This window comes from Gemmatimonas sp. (assembly GCF_044345575.1).
Classification (GTDB): domain Bacteria; phylum Gemmatimonadota; class Gemmatimonadetes; order Gemmatimonadales; family Gemmatimonadaceae; genus Gemmatimonas.
Window position 1 is genome coordinate 1 of sequence record NZ_JBIJAW010000075.1, and the last position, 12283, is coordinate 12283.

Sequence of the window (12283 nt, forward strand, 5' to 3'; positions counted from 1 at the left end):
AGACGCCGCGTGTACTTGTACGTCTGCACGGCCACCCATCCGCCGAGCCCCGCGTGTTCGACGATGTTCTGGCATGACTCGCTGAGGGCCATACCGAATGAGCCGGTGACCGCCGTTTCGAGGTTCAGCTGCCCATGCAGGATATCCGCGGCCTTCTGCTGAATCCGCCCCACGACGCCGTGCACGTCATCGCTCTTGGTGATGGGCGTAATCTCGAGCAGCACGTCGCTCTCGTGCGCTTCACGCGATCGCGGCACGCTGCCGTGCAGGTCGTACAACTCGGCGGCATGGCGGAAGAAGCCCGTGCGCGACCAGTACGAGACCGTGTCCGGATGCTCCGGCACCGCAAAGCCGATGCGTTCGCTGCGGGATTGTGCCACGCACAGCAAGGCGGTGAGACCGTACGGCGACGCCCAACGCGCATGGCGGGCATCGAGCAGGATCTTCGATCCCTCCGGCGTATTCGCCAACTGCTCGATGACATGCTCGAACGTGTGTTCGTCGAGCGAGGGCGGCACGCTGATGACGGTCGTCACGTGGTGCTGAGCTCTCCACGAAGATGATTCGCGAGACCATTGGCCCCGCGATGTTCGACGTTGCGCGACGCGGCACGATTCGCCGCCGCAATGGCGTCCGTCAACTTATCACCGGCGAGGAGTCTGGAGAAATGGGTGGCCCCCCACACATCGCCGCAGCCCGTGGGGTCGCCAGGGCCGTCAACGCGCGGCGGTACGCCGGGCACGAGTTCGGTGCGCAGGGCCCCGAGTGCCCCCGCTCCGCCGCGCGGCGATGTGGAGAGGACAACGTTGTGACCTCTCCGCTCCGGTAAATCACTCAGACGTTCGATGCCGGGGGCCGCGAAATACGCCGCCCCGCGCTTGCCGAGCGTCACGCCGAGCACCGAGACCCCGGCGGCCATGGCCGTCGCCGCCAAGGCCATGGAGTCGGGCGCCATGAGTGCCATTTCGTCTTCGTTCACTTGCATCACGTCGAAGCACGCGCACCACTCGGCCACGTTGGGTAACGGGCGTGGCGTGCGCAGCCCGTCGGCCTGCACCGCCATCACGAGCATGTGCAGGTCGCAGTAGATGGGCCCCCGAAAGTGTGCGCGAATGAGCTGCGCCGTCTCGAGATCGAGTTCCCAACCGCTCAGCAGGTTGATGTACAACGCATCGAGTTGCGCACTCTCGAGCACCGGCTTGAGCCCGAGCCAGGTCCACCCCGGCACCCCGCCGGTGAGATGCTCGGTGCGTCGCTCGTCGTCGAGGTAGCGGAGCTCCACCCGGTTGTTCGGGTAGGGCACGCCGATCAGGTGTGCGTCGGGGGCCATGCGGCGCAGCCGATGGATGTACAGCTGCGCGCGTTCCACCAGATCCTGGCCCACCATGGCCAGCGGCACGATTTCCCAGTCCTCGGGGAGCGCGGCGTCGAGCGCCGACAATGAGTACGTGATGCCGCCCCACTCTTCGAGGGGGACGCTGCGGCCGTCACGGCCGTGCAGCACGTCCCACACGAAACTGCCGATGACCCCGACGCGCTTCTTGCGGGCGCCGGCGGGCGCGCTGCCGCGGCTGATCACGCTGGCGGGCGCCCGGTGGTCTGCGAGATGAATGACGCGACGGCGCCCACCACACCAGCGGTACCTGGGAGCGTGCCGGGTACGATCTGGCAGCTGTCGCTCACACTCTTGAAGGCGCGACGGCGCACTTCGGTACGCAGCGGACCGAAGAGTGCCTCACCAGCCTGGGTGACACCGCCGGCGATCACCACCACGTCGGGATTGAACACGTTGAGCAGATTGGCGAGCCCCGCGCCAAGGTACCGTGCCGTGTCGCGCACGATTTCGAGCGCCAGCGCGTCGCCCTGACCGGCGGCCTTGTACACCACAGCCGCCGTGATCTTGGACAGGTCGCCATTCACCAGCGTGGGGAGCACCGACGATTCGTCGTTGTGCAGCGCTTCGCGCGCGCGTTCGGCGATGGCACTGCCCGACGCATAGGCTTCGAGACAGCCGTAGTTGCCGCAGCCGCAGCGACGGCCGTGGAGATCGATGGTGATGTGGCCGATCTCGCCGGCCGCATCACTCGAGCCGTGGTACACCTGGCGATCGATGATGATGCCGCCGCCCACGCCCGTGCCGATGGTCACGCCGATCACGTTGCGCCCGCCACGCGCGGCGCCGAGCCACCACTCCCCGTAGGTCGCGCAGTTGGCGTCGTTGTCGAGGCAGACGCGCAGCCCCGTGAGTTCGGTCATCCGCTCGATGAGCGGGAAGTCGTACCACTTGAGGTTGGGCGCGGCGAGGACCAGCCCCTTTTCACGGTCCACCGTACCCGGTGCACCGATGCCCACGCCAAGGAAGGCGCTCTTCGGGACGCCGGCTTCCTGCATGGTGATGCCCGCGGTGGTATTCACCATACGGGCCATGCGGGCCACGACGGCATCGGCCCCCTCGGCGGCGAGCGTCGGCTCCGCCTGTTCACCGAACAGGTGGGAACCGTCGAGCGACATGGCCGAAACGACGATGTTGGTGCCGCCGAGGTCGACACCGATGATGAACTGCGTATCCGGGGAGAGGGACGGGGAGGGCATCGTCCAAATGTAACGGGGGGAGAGGAGGGCGCGCTCGGGCGGGTGGGGGACTACGCGCGGAAGACTACGCGTTGGCACGGACGCGTTGGCGCGGACGCGTTGGCGCAAACGCGTTGGAACCGACGCGGGCAACTACGCGGGCAACTACGGCCGGGCGACGCTGCGCTGGCCCGGGGCTGGGCGACGCTTCGCTGGCCCGGGGGGCGGGCGACGCTGCGCTGGCCCGGGGCCGGGCGACGTTGCGCTGGCCCTTTTAGTATCGGATCGCGGCCCGGAGGCGTTGCCAGAGCTGCTCGTCGAAGGCGCTCAGGGCGAGGGGATTGCCGCCGTTCGCGTCAGCTTCAGCGCCATGGCGTACTACCACCAGGTCGAGGCTCGGTACCACGTAGATCTTTTTGTCGCCCTTGCCGAGCGCGGCGATGAGATCGCGCGGCGCTGATGGGATCAGCATACCGGGCTGGGTGGGAAGGAGGTACGGCCCTGGGATCCGGAACCCGTTGCTGCCATTCAGCCACCAGAGCATGCCGTAGGCGCCGTTGTCCGGCGGTCCTGGCTGGCGCATCTGCTGTACCCAACTCGAATCGACCACCCGGGTGCCGTCCCACCGCCCGTTGGTCAGCTGCAGGAGGCCGAATCGCGCCATGTCGCGGGCCGTGCAGCTGTAAATGAATCCCGGCTCGCCGGTATCGATGTTGAGGCGCCAAGTGCCGCCCATGCCGATGGGCGTCGACAGACGCGTGCGGGTCGCAGTGTTGATGTCCTGCCCACTCACGCGTGTGACGACCGCGAACAGCTGGTAATACGCCGGATTGTTGTAATAAAAGCGCGTCCCGGGCTGCACGACGACCTGGAGCGAATCATTCAGTCCCGACGCCATCTGCAGGAGATGGCGTACGGTGATGCGCGATTCGGTCGCCGGCGAGCGGCTCCAGCCGGCGCCGAGATATTGCGTGACGGGTGCATCGAGGGACAGTCGCCCCTCGCTCTGCAACTGCCCGACCACGGTGGCGAGGATGCTTTTCCCGGCCGAGGCAATGATGCTGTCGGTGGCGGCCGTCCATCCGCGCCAATAGCGCTCGGCGACGATGCGCCCCCGCCAGACGATGACGAACGCGGTGGATTGCTGGCTGCCGACCCAATCGCTGGCGGCATTGAGGGCGGTGGTGTCCCATCCGAGCGAGGCGGGCGCGATGGTCGCCCACGTGCCGCTGGCGGATGGGAAGACCGTCGGAAGGGTGCGGGGGGCGGGCGTTTCCGGAGGCACGGCCGTGGGCGCTTCGTTGCTCCCTCCGCACGCCATCATGCCGATCACCAGGGCCGCGGCTACAAATCGAACATTCATCATGATTGGGCTGACGGTCATGACGCGCGGACGTTAACCCGGCGCTATCGGATGATCTGTTCCAGATGGTGGCGCACGTGCGCCGGTGACAATTCCCGCATGCACTGCCAATGCCCCAACGGACAGTGCATCGGCCCGTGCGCATGGCAGGGTCTGCAGGCGAGCGTCTCGTGCTGCACCACCACACGCCGCTCGGCGAGCGGACCAAACCCGAGGGCCGGCACCGTGGGGCCGAACAGCGCCACCGTGGGGATGTTCATCGCGCTCGCCAGATGCAGGGGCGCCGAGTCGTTGCTGACCAGTGCACGGCACCGCGAGAGCAGTGCCGCCGATCCGAGCAGCGACAGATGGCCCGTGGCATCGATGGCCGGCGGGCCGCCGGCGCTGGCCACGGCACCGACGATGGCGGCGGCGAGTGGTGCGTCACCGGCTGCCCCAAGGACGACGACGCGCGCGTCGCGCAGGGCGGGGGATTGCACCAGCTCCGTGGCCAACGCGTCGAACGACGGCCAGCGCTTGGTGGCCCACACGCTGCCGGGTGCGAGCGCGACGAGTGCATCGCCCTCGTGTACGCCATGCGCCTGCAAGAGCTGCGAAACAGCATCGCGCTCGGCCGCGCCGGGAAACAACGACGGCCGCAGCACCGACGGCGCGGTGAGATCGCCAGGAGCGTTGGCGAGCTGCCACAGCCGCGCGGCGTGATGCAGCGATCGGTGGTACGGCACACGTCGCGTGGTGAACAGCCGGCCGCCACTCGTGTCGAAGCCGATACGTTCGGGAATCCCTGCCATCCACGCGAGCGCGGCAGTGCGGCTCGAGCCCTGCGCGAGATACGCCCGCTGCGCTCCCACGGCACGTAGGCGCGCCGCTACGCGATGCAGTCCCCCGAGGCCTCGATCGGCGCCACGCTTGTCGAACACGATCACGCTTGCCACCGCCGGATGGTTGGCGAGCAGCGCGGCATTCGCCGGCGTGGCCACCACATGCACAAGGCCCTCACCAGCCAACCGCTCGAGGAGCGGGGTGGTGAGGACCATGTCGCCAAGAAAACTCGTTTGAAGGACCGCGCTGATCACGCCGTCAGTCGACCTGCAGCACCGCGAGGAACGCTTCCTGCGGAATCTCCACGCTGCCGACCTGCTTCATGCGCTTCTTGCCTTCCTTCTGCTTCTCCAGGAGCTTGCGCTTCCGTGAGATGTCGCCGCCGTAGCACTTCGCGAGCACGTCCTTACGGAGCGGCTTCACGGTTTCACGGGCGATGACCTTCTGGCCGATGGTCGCCTGAATGGCCACCTCGAACAGCTGGCGCGGAATGAGCTCCTTGAGCTTCTCCGCCACCTTGCGGCCCCACTCGTACGCCTTGTCCTTGTGCACGATCACGGAGAACGCGTCGATCGCGTCGCCGTTGATGAGCATGTCGAGGCGCACCAGGTCGCTCGACCGGTACTCGAGCATCTCGTAGTCGAGCGAGGCGTAGCCTCGGCTGACCGTCTTCATCTTGTCGAAGAAGTCGAGAATGATTTCGCCGAGCGGGAACTCCCAGTCGAGCTCCACGCGCACCGTGTCGAGGAAGCGCGTGTTCTTGTAGATGCCGCGGCGCTCCATGCCGAGCGTCATGATGGGCCCGATGTACTCGGCCGGGCACATGATGCGCGCGCGCACGTACGGCTCCTGCACGTCGTCGATCAGTACGGCAGCGGGCATGAGCGCCGGATTCTCGACCAGCAACTCGGTCCCGTCGGTCTTGGTGACGTGGTACTCCACGCTCGGCACCGTGGTGACGAGATCGAGGTCGTACTCACGCTCGAGACGCTCCTGCACGATTTCCATGTGCAGCAGCCCGAGGAAGCCGCAGCGGAAGCCGAAGCCAAGCGCGGTGGAGGTTTCGGGCTCGTACTGCAGCGACGCGTCGTTGAGCTTCATTTTCTCGAGCGCGTCGCGCAGTGTCTCGTACTGCGTCGTGTCGGTGGGGTAGATACCCGCGAACACGAACGACTTCACTTCCTGATAGCCGGGTAGCGCTTCCGCCGCGCGGTTGTCCTTGTCGAAGATCGTGTCGCCCGCGCGCGTTTCGCGCACCGATCGCACGGCGGCGAGCACGTAGCCCACTTCACCGGCGCGCAGCACATCGGTGGGGACCTGACGGAGTTGCAGGTATCCCACTTCGGCCACTTCGTACACGTTGTCGGACACGCCGAACGTGATCTTCATTCCCTTGCGCATCTCGCCGTCGACGACGCGGATGCTGGGAATGGCGCCCCGATACTTGTCGTAGTACGAGTCGAAGATGAGCGCGCGCAGCGGGCCGTCGAGTTCACCCTTCGGCGGCGGCACGCGCTTCACGATTTCCTCGAGCAGCTCGGGCACGCCCGTGCCTTCCTTGCCGCTCACGCACAGCACGTCTTCCGGCAGGCAGCCGATGAGGTCCACCACTTCCTGACGGCGACGCTCCGGCTCAGCGCCGGGCAGGTCGATCTTGTTGAGCACGGGGATGATTTCGAGCCCCGCGTCCATGGCCAGGAAGAGATTGGACAGCGTCTGCGCCTGAATGCCCTGCGACGCGTCGACCACGAGAATCGCGCCCTCACAGGCGGCCAGCGACCGCGACACCTCGTACGTGAAGTCCACGTGACCCGGGGTGTCGATGAGGTTGAGCTCGTAGTTCTGCCCGTCGCCGGCGGTGTAGCTCATGCGCACGGCGTTCAGCTTGATCGTGATGCCGCGTTCGCGCTCGAGGTCGAGCGTGTCGAGCACCTGCGACTTCATTTCGCGCTTCTGGAGCGTGCCGGTTTTCTCGATCAGGCGGTCCGCGAGGGTGGACTTGCCGTGGTCGATGTGGGCGACGATACAGAAATTGCGGATGTGACTGAGATGCAACGGAGCCTTCCTCTGGAATGCCGAAAACGTTCTAGCCTTTCAACATAGCGGAGGGGCGAAGTGTGCCCAAGTTGTGGGCGGCTTGTCGGGCTGGGGTCAGCCGCCGCCGGGCTTGGGCACACCCTGCAGTGACCGGATGGCGTGGGCGTCCCGCGCCACCTCGGCTGGATTGACGATGATCTTGGGGGTGAGCGGGGCGTCGACGCGCGACGTCACACCCGCATCAGTCGTCGGGCGCGGGCCCGGGACCGTGCCCACCTGCGCGTCGACGCCGGGATAGCGCGGCTGCATGGCTCCGCTGCGAGCACCGCGCGTGGTGTCGCCCGGCATGGGTTCATCGAGCCTCGGCCACCACGCGACGCGATACCCGCGGCACTCGGCCCCCACCAGTGCGGCCGGCGGCAGGATGCTCGCCCGCGCCCCGCCCTTGAGCGTGATCGGCGCGCCATTCGCTTGGCGCAGTTCCTGGCCGGCCGCCGTCGACTGACCGGCCAGATTGCGTACCAGCGGATCCACGTCTTCCCAGGAACCGTAGAGCCCGAGTCCATCCGGACCCGAGCGCCGGACCCAGCTTGTGGCCGCATCGGTACAGCCATCGGCGAAGGCCCACCGTGTGGCGCGCGGCGATCGCGGTGCGGGCTCACGCGTCCCACGCACGACCACCTGATACTGCCCGTCCTCGCCGTACAGCGTCTTCCCGAGGAGATCGACCATCTCGCGCTGGTCGTTGATGAGCGTATCGATCATGAGATCGCGCCCCCAGCGCTTGCCTGCGGCGAAGGGCGACAGGTCGGGGGGCTGCGTGGAGGAAAACACCACCAGCACCGGCTCCTGGCCGTAGTTCACCAGATGCAGCATCTCCGCGTTGTCGAGGCGCCGGACAGGTACGCGCGCCCCGGCCTTCACCAGCGCCGCTTTTCCGGGCTGGCCGGGCGTGAGCACCTGAATGGGCAGGGCATGCTGGCCGCGCGACACGGCGAACGCGGTGACCCACGCGTCTCCGGTGGCCTGCACCTCCACGCCGGGCCAGGACTTGAGCGACGGTGCGCCATGACGGGCAATCACGGACACGGCGGGCTGAGACCCCGGGGCGCCCTGCGCCGTAAGCGCTCGCACGGGGCCGAGCAGGCACGGTGCGGCGGCGAGTGCGGCAGCGAGTGCGTTACGGCCAACGACAGTGCCGAGGAAGCGATTCACTGACTCCTCCGGTAAGCAGGGGTTCTCCAACACGTATTCCTAAGGAGCATACGATTATCCGACCTTTTCGGTCAACCATGGGCCGCCGTCCAAACGGGACAGAACGAAACAGGCCGGAATCGCGTAGTTTGCGGACATGACCCAAAGCCGCGCCGACCAACTCGACCCCGCCGTGCTGGCCGCTCTTGGCCACCTCGAGCTGGTGGCCCGCTGGGTCGTCGACGGGTTCATCACCGGCCTCCACCGCTCCCCCCGCAAGGGCTTCAGCGTGGAGTTCGCCGAGCATCGTCCGTACATGCCCGGCGACGATCTCCGCTATCTCGACTGGCGCATCGCCGGCCGCGCCGACCGCTTGGTCATCAAGCAGTTCGAGGAAGAAACGAACGCGCGCGCCATGCTGGTGCTCGACGTGTCGGCGTCCATGCAGTGGACGGGCGACCCAGCCCGGCTCACCAAGCTCGCCTATGCCGAGCGGCTGGCCAGCGCGATGGCGCTGCTGCTGCTCCGGCAGCGTGACGCCGTGGGGCTCGTGCGCTTCGACGCGGGGCTGCGCGACGTGGTCCCGCCGCGCTCACAGCGCGGGCAGTGGCGCCGCCTCGTGGCCGCGTTCAGCGAGCCCGGCGGGGGCAAGGAGTCCAACGTGGGCGAGGCGCTCGCGGCCGCGGGTAAGCTGGTGCGGCGCCCCGGCTTCGTGGTGCTGCTGAGCGACCTCCTCACCGATCCGGCGCCCGCCGCCGATGCGGCGCGCACCCTGCGGGCCCGCGGGCACGAGGTGCTGGTGCTGCATGTGATGGACCCCGCCGAGCGTGACTTCCCCGAAGGGGGCGAGGCCCGCTACCGCGACCCCGAATCGGGACACGAAGTCCCGGCGAGTGCGGGCGACGTGCGCAGCACCTACCGGACCACCGTGGGGGAAGCACTCGCCGACTGGAAGTCGGCGCTCGGCCGCGCCGGTGCCCGCTACGCGTTGGCCTACACCGATGAGCCGTTCGGTCGTGCGCTCCGCCATCTGGTGGGTGCGAACGGCCGCGGGGCGATGATCTGAGCGCGCGCTGGCCTGCGCCGGCGGCGGCGTCTGTCGGAGTCGGCGTGCGGGAGTCGCCGTTCGGGAGTAGCCCCGGAATTGCGATCGATCTACCTTGCGTCATACGAAATTCTCATCGATCGATTACCTGGGAGACCACATGGACATCGTCACCATCTCGCCAAAGTTTCAGGTGGTCATCCCACGGGCCGTACGGGAGCGCCTCAAGCTCGAGCCTGGGCAGAAAGTGCAGGCGATCGTCTATGATGACCGGGTCGAGTTCATCCCCCTCCGGCCGGCTCGGGCCCTGCGCGGATTTCTCAAGGGCCTCGACACCACGATGCCCCGTGAGGGTGGTCGTGGGGCAGATCGTGTCTGAGGAGCGGCCCGCCGCAGCGGGGGCGGTCGCGTGGTAAAGCGCGCGCGCCCCAACGTGGTCGACTCGTCCGCCTGGTTGGCGTACTTCGCCGACGAGCCGACCGCGGCGCACTTCGCGGCGCCCATCGAACACGTCGCGCAGCTCGTGGTCCCCGCGATTTGCCTCACCGAGGTGTTCAAGGTCGTCGCCCGACAGCGTGGGGAAGGGGACGCGCTGCAGGTCGCGGCGGTGATGCAGCAGGGGCAGGTCGTGGCACTCGACGAGTCGCTGGCGCTCCTGGCGGCGAAGGTCGGGGCCCAGCACGGCCTACCGTTGGCCGACAGCATCGTGTTCGCAACGGCCGTGATGGTGGGTGGGGTCGTATGGACCCAGGATGACGATTTCAAGGATCTTCCCGACGTGCAGTACTACCCCAAACAGCGCGTGCGTTGATGGCCTTTCTCGCTCCGGCGTTCCTTGCGCTCGGTCTGCTCGCCGGCGTGCCGCTGCTCGTGCATCTGCTGCGCCGGCGCGTGGGGCGCGTCCTCGACTTTCCCGCCGTGCGCTATCTCGAGCGCATGGAGAAGGAACACAGTCGCGATCTCAAGCTGCGCAACCGGCTGCTCCTCATCCTGCGCCTCATCGCGGTCCTTGCGCTGGCGCTGGCGGCGGCCCGCCCCATCGCACGGTGGCTCGGCGTGGGCCACGCGCCCATCGCTGTGGCGATCGTGGTGGACAACTCGCTCAGCACGGGTGTGGTGCAGGACGGCCGCCTGCTGTTCGACAGCTTGCGGGCCGACGTGCGCCGCATGGTGGGGGAGCTCACCACCGACGACCGTGCGTGGCTCGTGACCGCCGACGGCCGGGTGATCGGCGGCACGCCGGCCACCCTGCAGGCCGGGCTCGACGCGCTGCAGCCGTTGGGCGGTCGTGGCGATCTCGCGGCGGCCGCGCGCCGCGCCGTGGGACTCGCCCGCAGCGGCACGCCGCGCACCCCGGTGGTGGCCATTGTGAGCGACGGGCAGCGGAGCAGCTTCCGCGCCGATTCGGTGGTGAACGCCGCCGAGGTGCCCGTGGTGCTCCTGCGCCGTGGCGCCGAGCTGCCGCGCAACCGCGCCGTATTGCAGGCCACGCCGGAACCGGTTCGCTGGACCCCCGGTGGCACGGTGAGCCTCGCCGTCGCCGCACCGGATTCGGCGGCCTGGCGGATCACCCTCGATGGACGCACCGTGGCCCGCGGTACCGTGCCCGCGGCCACGCTCGAGTCCCCGTCGCGCGTCTCGCAGAAACTGGCAAGCACGAACAACGGCTGGCTGCGCGGGAGCGTGGAGCTCGACGCCGATGGCCTCCGTGCCGACGATACCCGTTGGTTCGCGGTGCGCGTGGCGCCGCCGCCCACGGTCATCGTGCGTGGTGAGGGGGGCCCGTTCCTCGGCGCCGCCCTCGGGACGCTGGTGGACGAGGGGCGGCTCGCGCGCGCCACGGCGGGCGCCAGTCGTGCCGTGACCGTGAGCGCCGCCGAGGCGGTGGGTACCCGTTTGCCGGTGCTGCTCACGGCACCACGCGATCCCATCGCCGTGGGCGAGGCCAACCGGCAGCTCGAGCGACTCGGCATTCCCTGGCGTTTCGGTGCGATCGCCCGATCGCAGGTGCTGGCCCGCGTGCCGTCACGGGGCGGCTCGACCGACACCGGTTCGGTCTCGGCAAAAGCGTTCGACGGCACTCCGGTCCGCACCCGCTATCCGCTCGTGTATTCGCCGGGCGGGGCGGCCGGTGCCGTGAAGACGGTCCCCGATACCATCGCCACCGCCGGTGGAGCGCCGTGGGTGGTCGCTGGTGACGGATACGTGCTTATGGGGTCGCCCATCGATCCCGAGGCTACCGATCTGCCGCTCGATGCGGCGTTCGTTCCGTGGCTGCTTGAGGCGCTGGCCCGCCGCCTGGGCGACGACGGCCGTCTCATCGAGGCGAGCCCGGGGCAGGTGGTGAGTGGTCTGCGCGACGTGACCGGGCTCGAAGCGCCCGACGGCAAGGTCGCGCCCATGTCTGGTGATCGCCTCACCGTGCCCGCGCAGGCCGGGGTGTACTTCCTGCGCCGACAGGACGCGCGCGTCGGGGCCCTCGTGGTGAACGGCGAACCGTCGGAGTCGGACCTGACGATGGTCGCCGCCGATTCTGCGAACGCCGCGGCGACGCTGGCGGGGCTGGTGGCCGGAAAGGACGTCGTGACGGCCTCCGACGGAGCGGTCTGGCAAGAGGCGGTGTTCTCCCGGGCCGCCGGACAGGCGTTGCTGCTGCCTTTGGTGGCACTCGCTCTCGCGGCGCTGCTGGCGGAGGCGTACGTCAGCAACCGGTGACCCGTGGACTCACTCGTCCGGAGTGAGGAAACGCGCCAGCACCGAGCTCACCGAGGGTGGTGAGGACACGGAGTGCCCACGACTGCCAGAGGATGGGGTACTCCATGCCCTCACCTCCCTCGGTGATCTCCGTGCGCGCGCGTCCCTCACCCCTCATATCTGAAATCGTGCGCGTCCCTCACCCCGCAAACCGCGACGACCCATCACTCACAGCCCGTTGGGCGACCATGGTACCTTTCCCGCGTCGCGGGATCGTCCGGTCCGGTGCCACGCTTTTGACGGCTTTCTGAAGGTCTGATGGGACTACCACGTCTGCTCGACGCGGTCGCGGGGCTTTCCGCCTTCGATCGTGTGCTCAAGACCCTTCCCGGTCCGGGTGGGTCTCTTCGTGTTGGTGGATTGGCCGGCAGCGCCGATGCGGTGCTGGTCGCCGCCCTCGCGCGCGCGTTACCGCAGCGTCTGGTGGTGGTGATCACCGACCAGTTGGGGGACGCCGAGCGGTGGTTGGCCGATCTCCAGTCCCTGGTGGACGACAC

The 12283-nt window shown here is 68.3% G+C and carries 12 protein-coding genes; 5 read left to right on the forward strand and 7 right to left on the reverse strand.

Annotation, left to right across the window (positions count from 1 at the left end; genetic code table 11):
• From ACIQ6O_RS06655 to ACIQ6O_RS06685, 7 genes are all read right to left on the reverse strand, one after another.
• A partial coding sequence (locus ACIQ6O_RS06655; RefSeq protein WP_396206998.1) for a hypothetical protein occupies positions 1 to 536 on the reverse strand: 536 nt, incomplete at its 3' end.
• The gene (locus tag ACIQ6O_RS06660) at positions 533 to 1579 is read right to left on the reverse strand and encodes a PfkB family carbohydrate kinase (protein WP_396206999.1); all 1047 of its coding nucleotides are present in this window, start codon (positions 1577 to 1579) and stop codon (positions 533 to 535) included. The genes ACIQ6O_RS06660 and ACIQ6O_RS06655, both read right to left, overlap by 4 nt.
• Entirely contained in the window at positions 1576 to 2592 is a 1017-nt protein-coding gene (locus ACIQ6O_RS06665; RefSeq protein ID WP_396207000.1) for an ROK family protein, read from the reverse strand. Before ACIQ6O_RS06665 ends, ACIQ6O_RS06660 begins: the two co-directional genes overlap by 4 nt.
• Positions 2593 to 2845: 253 nt before the next feature.
• Complete coding sequence (locus ACIQ6O_RS06670; protein WP_396207001.1) at positions 2846 to 3955, reverse strand: serine hydrolase domain-containing protein; 1110 nt, start codon at positions 3953 to 3955, stop codon at positions 2846 to 2848.
• A 23-nt stretch (positions 3956 to 3978) separates the two neighbouring features.
• Positions 3979 to 5010, reverse strand: a complete 1032-nt coding sequence (waaF, locus tag ACIQ6O_RS06675; RefSeq protein ID WP_396207002.1) for a lipopolysaccharide heptosyltransferase II — start codon at positions 5008 to 5010, stop codon at positions 3979 to 3981.
• A gap of 4 nt (positions 5011 to 5014) precedes the next feature.
• On the reverse strand, positions 5015 to 6811 hold the full coding sequence (lepA, locus tag ACIQ6O_RS06680; protein WP_396207003.1) for a translation elongation factor 4: 1797 nt from the start codon (positions 6809 to 6811) through the stop codon (positions 5015 to 5017).
• Positions 6812 to 6907: 96 nt separating this feature from the next.
• Positions 6908 to 8008, reverse strand: coding sequence for a hypothetical protein (locus ACIQ6O_RS06685; RefSeq protein ID WP_396207004.1), 1101 nt, complete (start codon positions 8006 to 8008; stop codon positions 6908 to 6910).
• Positions 8009 to 8144: 136 nt separating this feature from the next.
• On the opposite strand from ACIQ6O_RS06685, the gene ACIQ6O_RS06690 reads away from it, so the two are divergent.
• The 5 genes from ACIQ6O_RS06690 to ACIQ6O_RS06710 form a co-directional block, all read left to right on the forward strand.
• Positions 8145 to 9053 carry a DUF58 domain-containing protein gene (locus ACIQ6O_RS06690; protein WP_396207005.1) on the forward strand — a complete coding sequence of 303 codons (909 nt, stop codon included), beginning with the start codon at positions 8145 to 8147 and terminating at the stop codon, positions 9051 to 9053.
• A 139-nt stretch (positions 9054 to 9192) separates the two neighbouring features.
• Entirely contained in the window at positions 9193 to 9411 is a 219-nt protein-coding gene (locus tag ACIQ6O_RS06695) for an AbrB/MazE/SpoVT family DNA-binding domain-containing protein (protein WP_396207006.1), read from the forward strand.
• A gap of 54 nt (positions 9412 to 9465) precedes the next feature.
• Positions 9466 to 9843: a type II toxin-antitoxin system VapC family toxin gene (locus tag ACIQ6O_RS06700; protein WP_396207007.1), complete on the forward strand. Its 378-nt coding sequence runs from the start codon at positions 9466 to 9468 to the stop codon at positions 9841 to 9843.
• The gene (locus ACIQ6O_RS06705; protein WP_396207008.1) at positions 9843 to 11747 is read left to right on the forward strand and encodes a BatA domain-containing protein; all 1905 of its coding nucleotides are present in this window, start codon (positions 9843 to 9845) and stop codon (positions 11745 to 11747) included. Before ACIQ6O_RS06700 ends, ACIQ6O_RS06705 begins: the two co-directional genes overlap by 1 nt.
• 297 nt (positions 11748 to 12044) lie before the next feature.
• On the forward strand, positions 12045 to 12283 hold a 239-nt coding region (locus ACIQ6O_RS06710; RefSeq protein ID WP_396207009.1), incomplete at its 3' end, for a hypothetical protein.

Coding starts and splice junctions, on each gene's coding strand:
- ACIQ6O_RS06665 (WP_396207000.1), bottom strand. CDS start 2,592: ATGCCCTCCCCGTCCCTCTCCCCGGATACGCAGTTCATCATCGGTGTC.
- ACIQ6O_RS06670 (WP_396207001.1), bottom strand. CDS start 3,955: ATGACCGTCAGCCCAATCATGATGAATGTTCGATTTGTAGCCGCGGCC.
- ACIQ6O_RS06690 (WP_396207005.1), top strand. CDS start 8,145: ATGACCCAAAGCCGCGCCGACCAACTCGACCCCGCCGTGCTGGCCGCT.
- ACIQ6O_RS06695 (WP_396207006.1), top strand. CDS start 9,193: ATGGACATCGTCACCATCTCGCCAAAGTTTCAGGTGGTCATCCCACGG.
- ACIQ6O_RS06705 (WP_396207008.1), top strand. CDS start 9,843: ATGGCCTTTCTCGCTCCGGCGTTCCTTGCGCTCGGTCTGCTCGCCGGC.